This window comes from Pediococcus parvulus (assembly GCF_007990205.1).
Classification (GTDB): domain Bacteria; phylum Bacillota; class Bacilli; order Lactobacillales; family Lactobacillaceae; genus Pediococcus; species Pediococcus parvulus.
On record NZ_BJWE01000002.1, the window covers coordinates 66,384 to 86,154 of the forward strand.

Genomic DNA, 19,771 nt, shown 5'->3' on the forward strand with positions numbered 1-19,771 from the left:
TGATATTGATTAATCCATTAACATTGTATTCAGTATTTTTTTTGTTTGCTTTAGTATTAAATCTTCTGCATTGGTCTATATACTTTCCATCAATATCGGGTAAACTTTTGTTTTTTTTGTTAAGTACTATATTCGTTGCTTTATTTATAGGATTTCTACAAAAAGAAAAAATAAAAATGTTGACAAAAGGCAAAATAAATATATCAATAAAAATTATAAAATATTGCTTGGTATTTGTATTTTTTGTGACGATAATTGATGGAATATATAGTGGGGGGTTCCCTTTACTAGGTCAAGTTGATTATTCAACGTATGGAATGCCTATTTTACATCCGTTTTTAATTTTATTTTCAGAATCCTTATTTATATTAACTTTTAATACCTATTTAGTAGACGAACGGGCTGAGACGTTATTTCTTGCCATTCTTTTTTTTATTCCTCCAGTTGTTGCCTTGTCTAGAGGAACGTTTTTAATCGAGATTTTGATAGCGGTTTGGTGTTATGTATATACAAAAAAAATTAATTTAAAAAAAGGAATAACAATTTTTTTTATAGGTGTTTTCAGTGTCTATGTATTTGGTATTAGTGGAAACTATAGACTAAATAACCAAGTTGAAAATACTAGTGGAATTAAAAATATTGAAGATTCCACATTAATTAAGCAGGTTGGTGGTATAAATACTGATATTCTTGAGAAAGTTAACTTATCACCCCTTTATTGGACTTATGTTTATGCGGCCTCACCAGTTGCGAACCTACAAAAAACGGTTGATTCTTATGGAGATATCACAGAACAAAACACAAGAAAATTCTTTATTACACAATTTATGATGGATTTTTTTAGTAAACGAGTTTATCCAAATTATGCAAATGAGAAAAAAGCTAGTTCTTTAATGACACAGGTGAATAGTACGCTAACCGTAGGCACAGCTTATAGAGAAAGTTATATTTTACTTGGATGGCTAGGGTTGTTTTTCTTTGCAACTGGTATATTTCTTTTTGAGCTTATTTATATAAAGTTACTGTCTGCCTTTACACCTGAATTTGCAACTATTGGAATTGCAATTTTAAATTCGATATATTGTCTTTTGATTTTTTCTAATATGCTGGTTTACTCTGGAGTTTCAATGCTGTTAGTGTTACCTTTTGTCTTGAAGTTCTTGAAAATAATTCGGATTAATAAGAAAGTTTGAGGAAGTTCTATGTTTTTTTTACGTAATTTTGCTAAAGTTATCAGACCGATAATGTTTTTTTTTAGTGGATTTTTTAAAAAAGATCCAAAAATGATTGTATTAGGTGCCTGGTGGGGTGACAAATTAGCCGATAACTCCTTCTATTATTTAAAAGACCTTTTAACTAAGGATTACTCTAAAACGTATAAATTTGTTTGGATTGGCAAAAGTAATCTAAAAAAACAAGTTGAGAGTAGTTTTAGTGGAAGAGTAAAGTTCTGCAAAATTAATTCTTTAAAAAGTCTTGTATTTATTGCTAAGGCAAAATATGGATTTGTAAGTAATGGAACGGCAGATTTGGGTAGATTTGTACCTAATAAAGATATGATAATCATACAATTGTGGCATGGTTTTCCATTCAAAAGAATTGGAGCAGACATGCGAGGAGCTTCTAATGAAGGGAATAAAGCTTTTGAATTTTATTCGTTCTATCTTTCTACCTCTGAAGTAATGACAACACGTTTATTAAGTGCTTTTAGAAATTATGGAATTGATAGAAAAAAAATTATTGAAACTGGACAACCGAGAAATTTAGCTCTATATGAAAATAGTGAACTTAGAAAAAAATTGAACATAGCAGATAATAAAAGGATTGTAACATATTTACCAACATTCCGAGATAATTCAGATAAAACATTTGAATTTGCAAATATGGATAAAAATTTACTTTTGATGTTGGAAAAAAATAATATAGTAGTTCTAGAAAAACCACATCATCATAAATATAAAAAGATGGCAAATGAGCAGAATACCAGTGTCATAATACATGTGGATGATAAAGTGGATACCCAAAAATTATTGAAAATAACTGATATATTGATAACGGATTTTTCAAGTGTCTATGCCGATTATTTGTATCTAGATAGACCTATCGTTCACTTCTTATTTGACGGGCTTGATTATTTAAATAATGATCGAGGTTTGTACGAACAAAATTTTGATGAAGAATCTGCTGGTCCAATTGTATTTAACATTGAAAAGGTTATACAACTAATTATAAATAAAAATGAGTTAGAGAAATATAGTTATAAACGAGAAACTCTAAAAAATAGAATAAATCAGTATTCAGTTAAGGATTCAACAAATATTATTTCGAAGAAGGTTGGAATAGATAATGGTTAAAAAGATTGATTCTAACTTACTTTATAACGCCCTTTACCAACTTTTGTTAATTCTTGTTCCCATAATTACAACACCTTTTTTAGCTAGAGTATTAGGACCTACTGCCTTGGGAATAAATGGTTATGTAGGAGCAATCGCAGCTTTTGTTGGTAATTTTATGCTTTTGGGTCTTAATCAGTTTGGGGTCAGAACTATTGCCAGAACAAATAAGGATAAGCTTTCGGAAAGCTTCAGAGATTTATGGGGGACACAGCTGTTCTTTGGCTTTTTTTTGGTTGTATTATACATAATTCTTAGTTCTTTTTTATTGCCCTATAAATTCTTTTTAATTTTAGAGTTACCTTTCTTAATTGGATATGGACTAGATATTTCGTGGTTTTATATTGGAATAAGTAATGTGAAGAAGGTTGTGTTACGGAATGCAATAGTGAAAATTTGTTCACTCGTCTTTATTTTCATTTTTATAAGAGGTAGAGGAGATTTATGGAAATATGTTTTAATTAATAGTTTGGGAATGTTGCTTGCAAATTTTGTTTTTTTAATTGATATACACAAGACTGGTGTCTATTTAAAAAAATTAAATTGGAAAAAATTTGGTTTTCGTTTTTTTAAACCTTTATTATTTTTATCAATACCACTGGTAGCTGCTCAATTATATACAAATCTTGATAGTGCCTTGGTTGGAACGCTAGCGGGAGCTAGACAGCTAGCGTTTTATGATCAGTCACAAAAAATTGCAAGAATATTATTAGCGATGCTTACATCTACTAGTACGGTCCTTATGCCCAAAATGGCCAATTTAGATAAGGGCAATAATAGTGATAAATTAATGAAAATGTTTTATTTTTCATTAAACATCACATTGTTTGTGGCTTTAATATTTTGTTTGCTAATGATGATAAATACTCAAGTCTTTGTGCCGTTTTTCTTTGGGAATTCTTTTGTGGTTATGAGAAAGAACATGTATCTTGTAAGCCTAATTGTGGTATTTATTTCATATGGTAGCGTATTTTCATTACAATTTGCTTTGGCAAAAGGTCTATATAGAATTTATACAATTCCTTATATTGTTGGTGCAATTTTTAGCTTAACTTTTAATGCTTTATTGGATGGAAAGTTTGGTTCGTTAGGCGGCACATGGATACTTGTAATTACTGAATTTATTGTGTGCTTTTTACGAATTGTTCTGGTAAATCAATATGTAAGCTTTACAAATATTATTCATGATGAGTGGAAACAAGTGTTTTCTTTTATTGTAGTGTTGACATTAATGCATTATTTTAATTTTAATGTTTATCCCACAGTCGTTGCGATGCTGTTAAACTCTTTGGTCGGAATTGGATTGTTTTTGCTGATTTTATTAGTAGTGAAGGATAAAATAGTTTCGCGAGGAATAAATTTAATTTTAAAAAAATAAATGTGAATCTTAAATTAATAATAAGTTAAAATCGGAGGAAGATTTCTATGAAGGGTATAATCTTAGCAGGTGGTTCAGGTACGCGTTTGTATCCAATCACAGAAGCAATTTCAAAACAATTAGTTCCAATTTATGATAAACCAATGATCTACTATCCACTATCAACAATGATGTTAGCAGGCATTCATGATATTTTATTAATTTCAACACCACGTGATACGCCTAGATTTAAAGAGTTGTTGGGAGATGGTTCACAATTTGGAATTAATATTTCTTATAAGGTACAAGAAAAACCCAACGGTTTAGCCGAGGCCTTCGTATTAGGTGCTGATTTCATCGGTGACGATTCGGTTTGCTTAATTTTGGGAGATAACATTTATTATGGCAGTGGCTTGTCTGAACTTGTACAACGTTCAGCTAAAAAAAGTCAAGGTGCAACCGTTTTTGGTTATCAAGTAAATGATCCTGAACGTTTTGGCGTGGTTGAATTTGACAAAGATCATCATGTTAAATCCATTGAAGAAAAACCAGAACATCCCGCCAGCAATTATGCAGTGACGGGAATATATTTCTATGATAATCAAGTTGTTGAGATTGCTAAAAACTTAAAACCATCTCCTCGAGGAGAATTAGAAATTACAGATATTAACAAAGAATATCTTAAACGTGGACAGCTTGACGTCGAATTATTAGGACGTGGATACGCCTGGTTAGATACTGGAACGCATGAATCATTGCACGAAGCGTCTGGTTTTATTGAGACTGTAGAAAAACGACAAAACTTGAAAGTAGCTTGTCTAGAGGAGGTTGCTTATCGCATGGGATATATTGATAAGAACCAGGTCTACAAATTGGCACAACCATTGAAGAAAAATGATTACGGTCAATATCTGTTACGATTAATTCAGGAGGATAACTAATGGGAAAGTTAAAGATTACAACAACAAACTTACAGGATGTCAAAATTATTGAACCAGCTGTTTTTGGTGATCAACGAGGATTCTTTACAGAAACTTATTCTGAGCGTGATTTTAAAGAAGCTGGGATCAACTTTGATTTTATTCAAGATAACCAGTCACTTTCAAGTCAAGCTGGTGTTTTGCGAGGGCTGCATTTTCAACGTGGAAAAGCTGCACAAACAAAATTGATTCGAGTCGTTACTGGTGCTGTTTTGGATTTAATTGTTGATGTTCGAAAAGGATCTCCTACATATAAACAATGGGAAGGCTACATCATTTCTGCAAGTAATCACAGACAGTTGCTTGTCCCTAAAGGCTTTGCCCATGGTTTCGTGACCTTAACTAATGATGTTAACTTCTTGTACAAGTGTGATAATTACTACAATGCGGAAGCAGACGGTGGCTTTTCATTCAAGACTCCTGAGTTAGGAATTAAATGGCCAATTGATTTTGACCAGGCCATTACTTCTGAAAAAGATGCTAAACAACCAACATTTACTGAGTTTGAAAAGAATAATCCGTTTGTTTATGGTGAAATTTAGGAAGGACAGCTAAGATGAAGAATATTATTGTAACTGGTGGTGCAGGATTTATTGGCTCTAACTTTGTTCACTATGTAGTTAACAATCATCCTGATGTTAAAATTACAGTCCTGGATAAGCTCACTTATGCTGGTAATCGGGCAAATTTAGCAGGCCTTCCTGCAGATCACGTAAAATTAGTTGTGGGTGATGTTGCGGATGCTGAATTAGTGGATAAGCTGGTTAAAAATACTGATGCAGTGGTACACTATGCGGCTGAAAGCCATAATGACAACTCATTAATTGATCCCAGTCCGTTTATTCAAACTAATATTATCGGCACATACACGCTGATTGAAGCCTGTCGTAAATATGGTGTGCGTTACCATCACATTTCAACTGATGAAGTATTTGGAGATTTACCATTGCGTGAGGATTTGCCAGGCCATGGTGAGGGAGTGGGAGAAAAATTCACACCCGATTCACCATACAAGCCAAGTAGTCCTTATTCTTCATCAAAGGCAAGTTCAGATTTATTAGTTCGTGCTTGGGTGAGATCGTTTGGATTAAAAGCCACGATCTCTAATTGTTCCAATAATTACGGTCCTTATCAACATATTGAAAAATTCATTCCTCGTCAGATCACTAACATTCTAAGTGGTATTCGTCCTAAGTTATATGGGTCAGGTAAAAATGTGCGTGACTGGATTCATACAAATGATCATTCCCGTGCAGTTTGGTTAATTCTTAATGAAGGCAAACTTGGTGAAACCTATTTGATTGGCGCAGATGGTGAAAAAGATAATAAGACAGTTCTTGAGATGATCTTAAAGCAAATGGGACAACCAGCCGATGCTTATGATCATGTAAAGGACCGTCCAGGACATGATATGCGTTATGCAATTGATTCTACTAAGTTGCGTACTGAACTTGGTTGGAAACCTGAATTTACAGATTTCACAAAGGGATTGCAGGCAACCATTGATTGGTACACCGAACATGAAGATTGGTGGAAAGATGAGAAAAAGGCTGTTGAAAGTAAGTATGCAAAAAATGGCCAATAACAGTTAGCGGGTTAATCACCCGTTTTTTTGATAGAGGAGAAATTATAATGAATAATATTTTGATTACCGGTGCCAATGGACAATTAGGAACAGAACTACGTAATTTGTTGGATGAAAAGGGCATTACTTATGCCGCAACGGATACAAAAGAATTAGATATTACCAATAAACAGATGGTAAATGATTATTTTGAAACAAATAAGCCAGAGTTGGTTTTCCACTGTGCAGCTTATACGGCAGTTGATGCAGCCGAAGAAGAACCAGGCAAATCAATTGATGAGAAGGTTAACGTACTTGGTACCCAAAACCTGGCAACTGCTGCAGAGTCAGTGGGTGCAACACTAGTTTATATCAGTACTGATTATGTTTTTGATGGCAAAAATGCAGATATGTATGAGGAGATGGATCCTCAGAATCCGCAAAATGAGTATGGTCGAACTAAGTGCCTTGGTGAAAAGGCTGTTCGCGATACCATGAGTAAGTACTATATTATTCGTACGTCATGGGTATTTGGTAAGTATGGTAAGAACTTTGTGTATACTATGTTGAATCTTGCTAAAACACATGATGTGATCACCGTAGTGGATGATCAAGTAGGCCGACCAACTTGGACAAGAACTTTGGCTGAGTTCATGGTTTATGCGGTTGAACATAAAGTTGCCTATGGCACATATAACTTGAGCAATGATAATCAAGCCAATTGGTTTCAGTTTGCCACTGAAATTTTGAAAGATACGAAGACTGAGGTCAAACCAGTCAGTTCAGCAGAATATCCACAAAAAGCACATCGTCCAGAACATTCTGTTATGTCCTTAGAAAAAACCAAGGCAACTGGTTTTAAGATTCCAACCTGGCAAGAAGCATTAAAACAAATGATGTCAATCATTGATTAATTTTCAACACAATAGTGAGATTCCTCGCTATTTATACATATAAAAAAAGTTAAGTTTTTGAATTTTTAGTGAATTTTTTTTGCTAAAAGCATACAATGATATTAGTTAATTTCAGGAGGCGTCTCATGAGACATGAACATATACGAAAAAGACATACGGTAAGAAACATAATTTTGACAATTATTTTACTTCTTTTGGTTTCAGTGGGTGCTTATGCGGCTCGTAAGTATTATAACTTGAAGCATGCAGTAGACAATACATACCAAAGTGCGGGTATCAAGAAGTATCGAAACGCCAATTCAGAGATTCAAAGTAAGAGTCCAATTTCAATTTTAATTATGGGAACCGATACAGGAGCCCTAGGTCGTTCTTATAAAGGCCGAACAGATACAATGATGCTTGTTACGTTAAACCCGAAAACAAGCAAAACAACCATTACAAGTATTCCTCGTGATACAGGTGTTACAATCCCAGGTTATGAGAGTGAATCACCTTCGAAGATCAATGCAGCATATGCATTTGGTAGTGCTGGTACAGCAATCAAAACGGTGCAAGAAATGTTAAATGTACCTGTTGATTTCTATGCATTAATGAATATGGGTGGCATGGAGAAGGTTGTTAATGAAGTTGGTGGTGTGACACTAACACCGACTCTGAGTTTTAGTTACGAGGGTTATAAGTTCACTAAGGGCCAGTCTGTTCATATGAATGGAAAGAAGGCCTTGGCATACTCAAGGATGCGTTATGATGATCCTAAAGGTGATTATGGGCGGCAAACACGGCAACGAGAAGTTATCATGGCGATTATGAGCAAGTCCGGTTCGATTTCAGCCTTACTAAATAAGGACTTCTTAGATTCTATTTCAGCTTCAATGAAAACTGATTTGACGTTTAGTGATTTATCCGCGTTAGCACAAAATTATCGTGGGGCTAAAAAGACAGTTTCGCAAACCCATCTTCAGGGAACCGGCGAGACTGTTAATGGTCAAAGTATGGAAATCATGGCAAAGAGTGAGTTACAACGAGTCACAAACTTTAACCGTTCTAACCTTGGTTTGGCACATGCTAAAACCGGTAATATTGCATTGAACGTTTCTTCTAGCTCTACTTCGAATAGTAGTGTGGAGAACGATAATGTGAATGCTGGAAATTAATAAAGTTTGATATAGTCAAGTATTTATAAATCCTATTGATGCAAGTTTTGAATGGCACACTCACTTTGATGAATGTGCTTTTTTTGTGTTTCTAGATTGCAAAAACTTGTGAAAAAAATCACCTCAACAATGGTTAGATGAGATGATTATAAACTGTTTTGATTAGGTATAATGTTGGTCAGTTACTTGCCGTTTACTAGTCGAGCTCCCAATGTGCAATCAGTTCTTTAGTGGTCATTTGTGCGAAATAATGCCCTTTAGTTTTTCAAAGAATTCTTGAGTAAGAAAAGTATTAGAAGATAACACTCGGCCATCAATAGTGATGTTTGTCCAGTCTTTTTTGATCGTATCACTGACAAAAATGATGTTCTGATTTAACGAAAGGATATCATGCCAAATGATATAGTCTTCGTAGCCACTTAAGTCACAGAACTTTGGTTTCCGAAAGGAAGGCCGTTTAAGTACCTTTTGTTTGCCTCCGTGTACAACTTATTTAATTTTTCATCCGAATAAAAATCGATAATATTATTTTTGGTGATTGAATTCAAGAAAGTAACAAAGTCGTCGTGAAGAACTAAATCTGATAATTGAGTCTTTATGTTTACTAACTGATTTTTGTAGGATTCTTGTGTACGTAAGAACTTTTTGTGTTTTGCAACGGTATCTGGGTAGCTTTTGGTATTTTCAATAATCGAAGCTGGTTTATCCAGAAATTGAGTGCTGTCTAAACTACTGATCTCCTGATCAATAGTTCTAATTTGATCTTGAATTTGTGTTAGCCTACCAATACTGAATTGTTTGATAACTTGCAAAGAAAATTTTAGACGTTTTTCTTCATTAAGATTTACGAGAATGTGCTTAACCTGATTCAAAATTGGTGTTTCTCATTGATAAGCAGATAACAAACAGGCAGAATCGAATAGGAAGATAGCATTATTACTGATTAGATCATCGATAGATTTTGATTGAAACAGATATTTTTCAATTCTTAAGTCGTTCATGAGTAACATATGCTCCATTTTATATAGTTTGAATTTAATCTATAAATGTTTAAGTATTAGACGACATACTAATGAAAATAATAAATGGGGTTAATTATATAATTGGTACTGACCATTTATTAATAGCCCCATAACTATAACTGCACTAGGCCCTGTCAAGTTGACAGTTGAAATAATATAAATTTTTGGTTTTTACCTAAATGGCTTCATTCCAGTATTCATCTGGAGTGAGGCCATTTCTTTGTGCCGAACGATTTTGATGGTTAAAATATTCAATTCCATCTTCAACGAGTTTCACCAGCTCTTTATACGTCTTGGCCATTGGATGACGATCCATCCAGCGAAGCTTAAACTCATTCCACCAACGTTCCATTGGAGCGTTGTCATATGGTGTGCCTGGCCGAGACATGCTTCGTTCTACTTCAAATTGGTTCAAAAAATTGTTAAACGCTCCTGATGTATAAGCTGACCCACGATCTGTATGAATGCGTGGATGAACGTTACCGGCGGCTACGAACGCCCGCTGAAAGACTTGTATTTCAGCTGAGCTAGTCTCGGTATCGCTGAGATTGTACGATAGTAATCGACGCCCATAGAGATCTAATACGCCGCTTAAACGTACTTTATACTCACCATTCACGCCATACGAAAGCTCTGTTGAGTCAGACAACCAAACCTCGTTTGGTGCACTAACTTCAAAATTCTGGTTCAGTAAATTGTCTTGAATATATTGCTCGTTTTGTTTGATACGATTGTGTTTTTTCTTTCGAATTTGACAATGAATACCAAGTTCTCGCATGACCCGCCGCACCATCTTAAAGGTCACTAAAAAGTCAATTTCTTCGTCTTGCTGTAGATTAGTCAGAAGATTTCCAGCACCAATACCCTGATGATGAAAATTAAACCAATATTTGGTACGTTCTTTGAGTTTCTTATCGTGGCCTTCCCAAATTGTTTCTTCACGGTTGAGCCCCTTATAATAAGCCTGGCGGCTTACACCAATAACGCTTAAAAGTACCGATAACGAGCCCCGATCCTCTTGACTGACATCCTTAATTGCTTGATAGGCCAGTCGATGTTGTTTTTTCACCCCTTGTGCTGAAGTTCCTGCAATTTTTTTGCGAATTTCTCTATAATTTCTTTCTCTTTGAGCTGGACCTTAAGCTGGCGAATTTCAAGTTTTAACTGTTCATTTTCCGTTAGTTCATCTCGTTGCTTTCGATGTCCACGATTATCCATTAAAGCTGGATAACCGTTGGACTCAGCTTTGCGTACCCACAATCTAGCTTGCTGATAAGATACTTGAAAATGTTCTGCAGCTTCAGAATAGCTGTGTTTGTCCTTAGTAACATACTCTACAACTTCAATCCGTTCTTCAAAGGTAGTCTTACGGCTCATAGTAGGGACCTGCTTTCTAGACGGTGACACCGTCACAGTTTTATCCCTATTATACCTAGAAATCCAGTTACGTAGTTGTGTATGTGAATGTAAACCAAATTTAATTGTTAGTTCTTCAAGAGTTCCTTCTCCAGCCAAGTACGCCAGAACGGCTGTTAGTTTAAGTTCTTTAGAGTAATGATTATTTTGGCGTGCTTCTTCAAGCCCTTCGATACCATCACGCTCATACCGAGTCTGCCAACGCTTCAACGACTTTGCGCCAATGTTAAATGTTTTCGCAAATGCTGCATAAGATGTATTGGCTTGCTTGAACTCTTCTAGAATTGCTAGTTTTTCCAATGCTGTATATTTAGATCTAGGCATAATAAAAATCCCTCCATGTTTATCAGATGATTTATATTATTTCATCTGACAACCACAAAGGGATTATCGCAAACACTTTTTGTAAGTGGGTAATAGTATATTTATGCGTAGATATATGTCAATTTAGAGACAAAATATTTTATGAAATTAGACAGAGAATAGGCGATTGAATTCAATAGCTTTTCGTGAAAAAACGACTAATTTCATTCAAAACCAGACCCCTTGTTAAAGATTCGTATCTGTCGATACACTTGGAAATAGGAAAAAAAGTCTAAAATAAGTTTATATAACTTGGAATGATTTTTGTTCAGCTGTCAAAAATCAATTGAGAAAAGTTTAATCTCGTTTCCTTTAACCATATACTGATTAATAATTAGACGTAAAATAAGTGCAAAGAAACGCCAGTTGCAAGTGATTTTTTATGTTGTTGAACTTGAGTACAGCCAGTATAAATACACTTACTTATTTAATAAACTTTTATGACAACTGATTTTGATTAATATTAAAGTTAAAGTATCCTTATGACGCGTGTAAATAAAAGTTTTTGATGTGCAGATCACGCAAGCCTTTTAGAGCTGTAGTATTTTCATCGCGTAAGGCCATAAATGCGTGCACATAAGCAGTCTTACTGTAGTGTCTTTTAATAGATTTTGAGTTGACGAGCGAACGTTTTAACCGACTCAATTTTCATCATAGTTTTTATCCTCAGTTAAATGAGCATCCAGTTTCATTGGAGTAGTTACCGAATCTGTACGTAAATCAGTCAATGACTGTTTAGTATAGTTTGGAGTAAAGAGTAAGCTATGGGTACGCTCAATTTATTTGAATGACATAGGAATAAAGGTAGTCACATCTAGTCCATAGCATTGAGTTCACTTTGTACATTTCCTTGAGTTCTGAATCAATACAAACAATGATTCAATCTTCGAATTTTAATGTTATAACATCATCTCTTCACATGTCAGTTTGCTGAACAACAAAAAAATTTATCCGTTTCACTCATAACGTGGGAACTACTATTCTTTTTAGTTGAGAAAGTTTAAACATGTGGGCGGAAATTATTAAGTGACAGGGAGAAAATTATTAGGTAAGCAATGATTGACTAGAATAAAACAAGCAGTTATACTTATAGCAGTAAAAGTTAGCAAAGCGTATCGCTTTGCATTTTGAGAGGTTAGTATTTAGTCCGGTATGGTTTCAAAATGGTTTTAGGAGTTTCCCTATAACTGAATCACTACTCAGTAGGGGACGAAAAACGTAATACTTCGGAGGAAGAAAAATAGATGAAAGACCTCTTTTGGACGAAAAATAATACTGATATAAAGCGTCAATTTCCCGATTTAAAGTCGGCTCGCGAATTGGCGTCTTTTTTGTCTATTAAATATTCGCAATTAACTTATTATGTATCGAAGGGGAAAAAATATAAAAGCTTTCAAGTAAAAAAAAAGAATGGTGAAATTAGAATACTGGAGGCACCAATTGTAGGCTTGCTATTGATACAAAAGAAATTAGCCTATACATTGGGTCTTATTTATACTCCTTCACCAAGTGCAATGGGTTTTGTAAAAGGAAGAGGCATCCGAAAAAATGCGCAAGTTCACGTAAATTCAAGAGAGGTTTTGAATCTTGATGTTGAAAACTTTTTTCCAAGTATTCGTAGTAATCTTGTATTCGGTGTGTTTCACAAATTTTTTAGATTCAATATAAAGCTTAGTGACACATTAACTAAGTTAGTTTGTTTGGATGGTGCTCTGCCCCAAGGCGCTCCTACATCTCCGATTCTTTCTAATATTATAATGAATAGCATAGATAGAAAGTTCACGGCACTTGCAAGATCAAATCATTGTTTATATACAAGATATGTGGATGATATTACTTTCTCATCTAGAAATACTATACCCCGAACTTTGTTCAGAAATAAAGATGTGTCTGACCTTATAAAGCAAATTTTAAAAGAAAAGGGTTTAAAAGTTAATGAGAATAAGGTCAGACTTAGAAAAAGGTTTCAGAGACAAGATGTAACCGGAGTTTTGATTAATAAGAAAATAAATGTTCAAAAAAATTATTTAAGATTAACGAGAGCAATATTGCACAGTTTCGAGCTGAATGAGTATAAAGATGCAAAAAAGGTTTTTTTGAGTCATTATCGCAACGAAAATCATCTAGGAAAGAAAATTGAACCAGAACATGTTGTTAAGGGAATGATATCTTATATTTATCAAATAAGAAAGGATCCAAAAGATGATGAAGCTGTTTCCAGAAAGTTGATGCAACGGTTTAATCGTATTAATTGGCCTTACAATAGCAAATTTGATCAAAAAATATCCAATCCAGTATTATTTCAAAAATTAAATTCGACTTTTCAAGTGTATGTAAGTTTTAAGAAAGAAAATGGTGATTTTGACCGATTTACGGGAACCGCTTTTTTATGTAACGGTGAGATATATAGCTGTAGTCATACTTTTGTCCAAGGCTCGAGAAAAAACGTTGGGCCTGAGTTAAATGATGCTCAATTAGTGGAATTTGATTCTTTTAAAAAAAACCAGAGAAAATGTTATAAAATTACAAAAATAGAATATAATACAGATCTAGACTTTTGTCATATTTATACTAATCATAAATTTGAAGGTGGATTTAGAAAACCAACTACTGCACCATATGAAAATGAAAAGTTACAAGTGGTAGGTTTTCCGAGTATTCTTGATCACAATAATACAGTAGGACTTTATCAAAAAAGTGGAAGAATAACTAGTACCTTCTCTGAACCTAACCCAGACTATGATAAAGAAAAAGGGGAGGTTGAAGATGGAAAATTGTTCATGCCCTTGAAACAAAGATTACTTATAAACACTGACGCTACTATACTTGAAGGAAATAGTGGTGGACCAATATTGACAAAAGATCTTGTTGTTATTGGAATAGTTTTAAAAGGCCAAAATAGAGAGAGTGCTACAAATAACACAGCGCTGGATTTTAATTTTGCTTTGAACAGCGATTTTTTAATGAAAAAATATTATCTAAAATAGTGTAGCAATGTAAAATGATGGTCTTCAAATTGGTGCTTTTTTGTTAAATTCTATTGTTGGGACAATATTATTGGAGACCATATGGATTGCCTGAAAGCATAGTTCGGTGCTAAATTAATAAGGACCAGGTGTAAAAATCAAATAGAAAAAGCTAATTGCAAAAAAGTCCTCAGAATTTTCCATTCTGAAGGCTTTTTTCTTCACTGCGTATAAATAAATTGAACGGGGTCATTAGATAGAAACCAAGGACAACTCCTAGTCCGTTATGAATGACATCCATGATATCTACAGTTCGATTGATGTGAACAAGTTGATCTAAGACAAACTGACCGCCTTCGTTAAATAGGGCAATGCCCAAAGCGATGAGCAAAACTTCAAATAAAACTGGTCGATCTCTAAAACCAAAGATATATAGATAGACACCAGCTGGAATGGTCATGATTACATTCAGGATGGCCTGCATACTGTAATCACGGTAGGGAATTGCAACTACTTTTGCGTAACCTACATGAATGGTTTGAAAAACAGCATTCATACTGAATGAATAAGTACCAGGCGTGAAAATTAAGTAAAAAACACTAATAACATAGATGATGAAGGTGGTTCTTACTAAAATTGAAAATGGTGATGGATTTACACGCATTTTTTTGATGTTGTAGACGGCAACTAGTAATGAAATTATTACAAACGGTAAATATTGAAGTATTGTCATTGAACCACCTCCCAAATTGATTAATGTTTTAATTGTATCGCATATTTAACTAGAATAAAACCTTTAAGCATAAGGGTTTTAGTTAACTTTTTCTAAATATCTTTGCACTTCCTTAAACTTTTTCAAAAAAAGATTGCATTCGAATTCAGAAAGCTATATGATGAACTTGTAAAGAAATTGTAATATTTATGTAACATTTGGAGGCGGTTTTGATGAAAAAAGTAATGCGCTTTTTATTGGTTGTTGGATTAGCAATGGGGATGTTTATGTTAACGAATAGTACGGAAACTCAGGCCGCTTCCCGAACTTCCGTACCAGTTGCAATGCGAGGCAAATGGTACTTAACTAAACAAACAGGATTGAACGTTAAAAAGACGTCCATGGTTGGTTTAAATCATACCGTTATGGAAAAGACATACGGTAAGTATATGGTATTCAAACCTTACTATAAGGGTAGCTATTCACTTTCCGATAAACGATGGGGATTTGGTTTCTTCTTCAAATTAGTCACGGTTAAAGGAAAGAATGGTCGCAACTACAAGGCATTGGCAATGTGGGGTCAAGGCCCTGAAGCACAACTATATTACAAGAAGCTTAATAAAAATGAACGGCATAGTTTATCATGGCGTAAAACGATTAAATTAATGAATGGTCAAAAAAAATTCTAGCGTCTGGCTTTACCATTTGGGTTAAAATCTTTATAATAGTAGGAGCACTGTGATGAAAGTATTTTCGAAGTTGGTAATCTGTGATAACATAGCGCAGTAATCAGAGAAACTTTCTGAGACAGGAGTAAGCTTTGAGACATAAATTAAGTTTTTGAGGATACCCACGAAAGGATGCTAATAATGGAAAAAAATGAAGAAGAACCAGTCAAGAAGCCTTTTGATGTTGGCGATAAAGTACACGTTAAAAAAACTGCTTTGTTACCAACTGGATTTGACGGACAAGTTGGAAAAGTATATGAAAACTCTATCTTGATTGATATTGATCCTGATACGGTGGCTAAGGCTCGTAGCGAAGAGTTACACGATTTACATGGACGAGTAATTGTCCGTTTTGCTGAAGCTAAAAAGATTGAAGCATAATGTATTATTGAGATAAATAGAATATCGGTTTTCGAAAAGAAGGAATCTGCTGGTTAAGCAAATCCCTTCTTTTTTACGCTGTTTTAATATAATTCACATTTTTATTTAATTTTGGGTTGACACAGCACCTAAACGGAACTGCATTTAGATTAAATTATGATTAGATGCTTTCTCATAATTAAATGTAAGCAGGCAAGGGAGTTGTACAAGTAATGAAAATTAAGAAGCGAACAGCAACGATTTTGGCAGTCGTTCCACTGTTACTACTGGCTGCATGTGGTAATGGGAGTTCTGCATCGATCAGCAAGGGCAATTTGGCAACTAAACAGGTGGTCAATTGGACAGAATCTTCAGAGTTACCATCAATTGATCCATCGTTAGCAACTGATGAGATTAGTTTTAACCTCTTAAATAACACCAATGAAGGGTTATATCGATTAGGCAAGAATAATAAAATCGAACCCGGAATGGCAACTAAGACCACTGTTTCAAAAGATGGCAAAACTTACAAGTTTACATTACGTAAGAATGCCAAATGGAGTAATGGTGACTCAGTAACCGCCCAAGATTTCGTTTATTCGTGGCAACGAATTAACAATCCCAAGACAGGTTCACAGTATGCATACCTGTACAGTGGAGTTAAAAATGCGGATCAAATTCAAGCAGGCAAAAAAGCAGTTTCAACTTTAGGAATTAAAGCTACTGGTAAATATAAATTGACTGTAAAATTGGATAAGGCAATTCCATACTTTAAGTTGTTAATGGGCTTTCCAAGCTTCTTCCCACAGGATCAAAAAGTGGCTCAGAAGTACGGCAGTAAGTATGCAACACAGAGTAAGTACCAAGTTTACAATGGTCCATTTACCTTACAAGGATGGACGGGTACTAACAACAAGTGGAGTTTAGTAAAGAACAAAAAGTACTGGGATAAAAAACATGTGACCTTAACCAAGATTAATGATCAAGTTGTGAAGGACACTGAGACTGGTTTGAATCAGTTCCAAGGTAAACAAGTCGATCAAACCGCCATTTCCGGAACGCAGGTAGCTAACTTGAAGAACAGTAAATCCTTCTTCTTAGGCCGTGAAGCGCGAAATGCCTATCTTGAATACAACTACAAAAAGATTAAAGCTTTCCGAAACTTGAATATTCGTCAAGCAATGTCGTTAGCAATTAATCGTAAGCAGTTAGTAACTAAAGTTTTGGCAGATGGTTCAACCACACCAAAAGGTTTCGTTACCGATGGTTTGGCAAGCAATCCGAAGACAGGTGAAGATTTCGCTAAGGAAGCATACAATGGTGGAACTGGAGTTACCTATAACTTAAAAGAAGCTAAAAAGTTATGGGCCAAAGGTTTGAAACAAGAAGGCAAGAAGAGTGTTACTTATACTTTGATGTCTGATGATACAGATGTGGGTAAGAAGACTACTGAGTTCTTGCAAAAACAACTCGAAAAATTACCAGGATTGAAGATCAACGTTGAAAACATCCCCTATAAGACACGTTTAGCGCGTTCTGCAAAGGGACAATTCCAGTTAGTTGTGACGCTTTGGGGAGCTGATTTCTCCGATCCAATTTCTGATTTAGGTTTGTTCACTTCAACAAACAGCTTTAACAATGGTAAATGGGGTAACAAAGAATACGATAAGTTGATTGATGCAGCTAATAATGGTGATGCTAACAACACTGAAAAGCGTTGGGAAGACATGGTCAAGGCTGAAAAGCTTTTGATGAGTCAGCAAGCCAATGCACCACTTTACAATGGTGTCGCACCACAACTGATCAACACTAAAGTGAAGGGTTATGTTTACAATACAGCCGGTGTGCCATGGAACTGGAAGGGTATGTACGTAACCAAGTAATTGATAATTAGATCAAAATTAAAGATTCGTGATGACTGAAACAACAGTTCATTACGAATCTTTTTTGACAATTTTAATATTACTCATAAAATTCACGCTTTTATGACACTTTTTAATATTCGTTTAACTTTTGTATTGACAGGAATGCAACCATACGCTATATTTAACATTAAATTCTGGTTAGACGGTTTCTCATAATCAGAATCAAAATATAGAGGAGTTGTTTCGTAGATGAAATTCAAAAAAGGCTCGGTAACTTTATTAGTTGTACTTCCCCTGCTGTTATTAGCTGCATGTGGTAACGGTAAGTCATCTTCATCAAGTAGTAATGGTGTAGATAAGAGTAATTTAGCTGCAAAACAGGTTGTCAATTGGACAGAAAAATCAGAATTGCCTTCAATTGACCCATCGATTGCAACTGACCAGATTAGTTTTAATGTGATGAACAATACCAATGAAGGCTTATATCGTTTGGGTAAAAACAATAAGATTCTTCCAGGTATTGCCACCAAGACCAAAGTATCCAAAGATGGTAAAACGTACACCTTTACCCTTCGCAAAAATGCGAAGTGGAGTAATGGTGACAAAGTAACAGCCAAAGATTTTGTTTATTCTTGGCAACGCATCAATAATCCAAAAACTGGTTCTCAATATGCATACTTGTACAGTGGTATTAAGAATGCCGACCAGATCCAAGCTGGCAAGAAACCAGTTAGCAGCTTAGGAATTAAAGCTGATGGCAACTATAAATTAACGGTTACCCTCGAAAAAGCCATTCCATACTTCAAGTTGTTAATGGGCTTCCCAAGTTTCTTCCCTCAAAATCAAAAAGTAGTGGAGAAATACGGTGACAAATACGCAACGCAAAGTAAATATCAAGTTTACAATGGTCCATTTACCTTACAGGGATGGACGGGAACCAATAATAAATGGTCATTAGTTAAGAATAAAAATTACTGGGATAAAAAACACGTTTACTTAGATAAATTAAACGATCAAGTTGTTAAAGATACACAAACCGGATTGAACCTTTTCCAAGGCAAACAAGTGGATCAAACTATCTTATCCGGAACACAAGTGGCAAATATGAAGAGTAGCAAGTCCTTCTTCTTAGGCCGTGAAGCGCGCAATGCTTATCTTGAATACAACTACAAGAAGATCAAAGCTTTCCAAAACTTAGATATTCGTCAAGCAATGTCGTTAGCAATTAACCGCAAACAACTGGTTAATAATGTTTTGGCAGATGGATCAACAGTACCAAAGGGCTTCGTTACTGATGGTTTAGCAAGCAATCCTAAGACTGGTGAAGACTTTGCCAAAGAGGCTTACACTGGTACTGGTGTGAACTATGACCTGACAAAAGCCAAGAAACTTTGGGCAAAGGGATTAAAAGCAGAAGGTAAAAAGAGTGTAACTTACACCCTGATGGCTGATGATACCGATGCCGGCAAGAAAGCTGCCGAATTCTTACAATCACAGTTGGAAAAATTACCGGGCTTGAAGATCAATGTTCAAACGATTCCTTACAAAACACGTTTGGCTCGTTCAGCTAAGGGACAATTCCAATTGGTTATCACGCTTTGGGGAGCTGACTTCTCCGATCCAATCTCTGATTTAGGCTTATTCACTTCCGATAACAGTTTCAACAATGGTAAGTGGGGCAACAAAGAGTATGATAAGTTAATTGACAAGGCAAACAACGCGGATGCAAATAATACTCAGAAACGTTGGGAAGATATGGTCAAAGCTGAAAAGATTTTGATGAATCAACAAGGAAATGCGCCATTGTATAATGGTGTGGTTCCACAATTAATCAATACAAAAGTTAAAGGCTATATTTATAACACTGCCGGTGTTCCTTGGAACTGGAAGGGTGTCTACGTAGAAAAATAGATCACGCAAAGATTCAGATGGCTGCGAGTTAGCGGCTATTCTGAGTCTTTTGTTGTGTGCACAATT

The 19,771-nt window shown here is 35.0% G+C and carries 17 protein-coding genes; 13 read left to right on the plus strand and 4 right to left on the minus strand.

What is annotated here, in order from left to right:
* Positions 1–5: 5 nt before the first annotated feature.
* The 8 genes from PPA04_RS01155 (at position 6) to PPA04_RS01190 (ending at position 8,362) form a co-directional block, all read left to right on the plus strand.
* Entirely contained in the window at positions 6–1,193 is a 1,188-nt protein-coding gene (locus PPA04_RS01155; RefSeq protein ID WP_057782573.1) for a hypothetical protein, read from the plus strand.
* Positions 1,194–1,202: 9 nt separating this feature from the next.
* Positions 1,203–2,354 (plus strand): CDP-glycerol glycerophosphotransferase family protein, encoded by a 1,152-nt coding sequence (locus tag PPA04_RS01160; protein ID WP_057782575.1) that lies wholly within the window; start codon positions 1,203–1,205, stop codon positions 2,352–2,354.
* Positions 2,347–3,771: an oligosaccharide flippase family protein gene (locus tag PPA04_RS01165; protein WP_057782577.1), complete on the plus strand. Its 1,425-nt coding sequence runs from the start codon at positions 2,347–2,349 to the stop codon at positions 3,769–3,771. The genes PPA04_RS01160 and PPA04_RS01165 overlap by 8 nt, the downstream gene beginning before the upstream one ends.
* Positions 3,772–3,818: 47 nt before the next feature.
* Entirely contained in the window at positions 3,819–4,691 is an 873-nt protein-coding gene (gene rfbA, locus PPA04_RS01170) for a glucose-1-phosphate thymidylyltransferase RfbA (protein WP_057782579.1), read from the plus strand.
* Entirely contained in the window at positions 4,691–5,272 is a 582-nt protein-coding gene (gene rfbC / locus PPA04_RS01175) for a dTDP-4-dehydrorhamnose 3,5-epimerase (protein ID WP_057782581.1), read from the plus strand. The genes rfbA and rfbC overlap by 1 nt, the downstream gene beginning before the upstream one ends.
* A 14-nt stretch (positions 5,273–5,286) precedes the next feature.
* On the plus strand, positions 5,287–6,315 hold the full coding sequence (rfbB, locus tag PPA04_RS01180; RefSeq protein WP_057782583.1) for a dTDP-glucose 4,6-dehydratase: 1,029 nt from the start codon (positions 5,287–5,289) through the stop codon (positions 6,313–6,315).
* A 47-nt stretch (positions 6,316–6,362) separates the two neighbouring features.
* On the plus strand, positions 6,363–7,208 hold the full coding sequence (gene rfbD / locus PPA04_RS01185; protein WP_057782585.1) for a dTDP-4-dehydrorhamnose reductase: 846 nt from the start codon (positions 6,363–6,365) through the stop codon (positions 7,206–7,208).
* Between the two features lie 125 nt (positions 7,209–7,333).
* Positions 7,334–8,362 carry an LCP family protein gene (locus PPA04_RS01190; protein WP_057782587.1) on the plus strand — a complete coding sequence of 343 codons (1,029 nt, stop codon included), beginning with the start codon at positions 7,334–7,336 and terminating at the stop codon, positions 8,360–8,362.
* A 419-nt stretch (positions 8,363–8,781) separates the two neighbouring features.
* Here PPA04_RS01190 and PPA04_RS01195 read toward each other — a convergent pair whose 3' ends face one another.
* The 3 genes from PPA04_RS01195 to PPA04_RS01205 all read right to left on the minus strand — a co-directional run bounded on the left by PPA04_RS01195 (position 8,782) and on the right by PPA04_RS01205 (position 11,124).
* Positions 8,782–9,234: a PIN-like domain-containing protein gene (locus PPA04_RS01195; RefSeq protein WP_057782589.1), complete on the minus strand. Its 453-nt coding sequence runs from the start codon at positions 9,232–9,234 to the stop codon at positions 8,782–8,784.
* A gap of 325 nt (positions 9,235–9,559) precedes the next feature.
* Positions 9,560–10,453: an IS3 family transposase gene (locus PPA04_RS01200; protein WP_057782591.1), complete on the minus strand. Its 894-nt coding sequence runs from the start codon at positions 10,451–10,453 to the stop codon at positions 9,560–9,562.
* Positions 10,450–11,124, minus strand: a complete 675-nt coding sequence (locus PPA04_RS01205) for a helix-turn-helix domain-containing protein (protein ID WP_057782594.1) — start codon at positions 11,122–11,124, stop codon at positions 10,450–10,452. The genes PPA04_RS01200 and PPA04_RS01205 overlap by 4 nt, the downstream gene beginning before the upstream one ends.
* 1,283 nt (positions 11,125–12,407) lie before the next feature.
* Between PPA04_RS01205 and PPA04_RS01210 the strand changes: the two genes are divergently transcribed.
* Complete coding sequence (locus PPA04_RS01210; protein WP_147206670.1) at positions 12,408–14,150, plus strand: reverse transcriptase domain-containing protein; 1,743 nt, start codon at positions 12,408–12,410, stop codon at positions 14,148–14,150.
* Positions 14,151–14,319: 169 nt separating this feature from the next.
* Here PPA04_RS01210 and PPA04_RS01215 read toward each other — a convergent pair whose 3' ends face one another.
* A complete protein-coding gene (locus PPA04_RS01215; RefSeq protein ID WP_057784949.1) occupies positions 14,320–14,862 on the minus strand; it encodes a VanZ family protein in 543 nt (180 codons plus the stop codon).
* Positions 14,863–15,074: 212 nt separating this feature from the next.
* Here PPA04_RS01215 and PPA04_RS01220 point away from each other — a divergent pair, with 212 nt between their 5' ends.
* From PPA04_RS01220 to PPA04_RS01235, 4 genes are all read left to right on the plus strand, one after another.
* Positions 15,075–15,530, plus strand: a complete 456-nt coding sequence (locus PPA04_RS01220) for a DUF2715 domain-containing protein (RefSeq protein ID WP_057784948.1) — start codon at positions 15,075–15,077, stop codon at positions 15,528–15,530.
* Positions 15,531–15,710: 180 nt separating this feature from the next.
* Entirely contained in the window at positions 15,711–15,950 is a 240-nt protein-coding gene (locus PPA04_RS01225; RefSeq protein WP_057784947.1) for a hypothetical protein, read from the plus strand.
* A 212-nt stretch (positions 15,951–16,162) separates the two neighbouring features.
* Positions 16,163–17,812, plus strand: coding sequence for a peptide ABC transporter substrate-binding protein (locus PPA04_RS01230; RefSeq protein ID WP_057784946.1), 1,650 nt, complete (start codon positions 16,163–16,165; stop codon positions 17,810–17,812).
* Between the two features lie 231 nt (positions 17,813–18,043).
* Positions 18,044–19,705, plus strand: a complete 1,662-nt coding sequence (locus PPA04_RS01235) for a peptide ABC transporter substrate-binding protein (RefSeq protein ID WP_057784945.1) — start codon at positions 18,044–18,046, stop codon at positions 19,703–19,705.
* The last annotated feature ends 66 nt before the right edge of the window (positions 19,706–19,771 follow it).

Coding starts and splice junctions, on each gene's coding strand:
- PPA04_RS01165 (WP_057782577.1), top strand. CDS start 2,347: ATGGTTAAAAAGATTGATTCTAACTTACTTTATAACGCCCTTTACCAA.
- PPA04_RS01160 (WP_057782575.1), top strand. CDS start 1,203: ATGTTTTTTTTACGTAATTTTGCTAAAGTTATCAGACCGATAATGTTT.
- PPA04_RS01230 (WP_057784946.1), top strand. CDS start 16,163: ATGAAAATTAAGAAGCGAACAGCAACGATTTTGGCAGTCGTTCCACTG.
- rfbD (WP_057782585.1), top strand. CDS start 6,363: ATGAATAATATTTTGATTACCGGTGCCAATGGACAATTAGGAACAGAA.
- PPA04_RS01220 (WP_057784948.1), top strand. CDS start 15,075: ATGAAAAAAGTAATGCGCTTTTTATTGGTTGTTGGATTAGCAATGGGG.
- PPA04_RS01190 (WP_057782587.1), top strand. CDS start 7,334: ATGAGACATGAACATATACGAAAAAGACATACGGTAAGAAACATAATT.
- PPA04_RS01215 (WP_057784949.1), bottom strand. CDS start 14,862: ATGACAATACTTCAATATTTACCGTTTGTAATAATTTCATTACTAGTT.
- PPA04_RS01205 (WP_057782594.1), bottom strand. CDS start 11,124: ATGCCTAGATCTAAATATACAGCATTGGAAAAACTAGCAATTCTAGAA.
- PPA04_RS01210 (WP_147206670.1), top strand. CDS start 12,408: ATGAAAGACCTCTTTTGGACGAAAAATAATACTGATATAAAGCGTCAA.
- rfbC (WP_057782581.1), top strand. CDS start 4,691: ATGGGAAAGTTAAAGATTACAACAACAAACTTACAGGATGTCAAAATT.
- rfbB (WP_057782583.1), top strand. CDS start 5,287: ATGAAGAATATTATTGTAACTGGTGGTGCAGGATTTATTGGCTCTAAC.
- PPA04_RS01235 (WP_057784945.1), top strand. CDS start 18,044: ATGAAATTCAAAAAAGGCTCGGTAACTTTATTAGTTGTACTTCCCCTG.
- PPA04_RS01225 (WP_057784947.1), top strand. CDS start 15,711: ATGGAAAAAAATGAAGAAGAACCAGTCAAGAAGCCTTTTGATGTTGGC.
- rfbA (WP_057782579.1), top strand. CDS start 3,819: ATGAAGGGTATAATCTTAGCAGGTGGTTCAGGTACGCGTTTGTATCCA.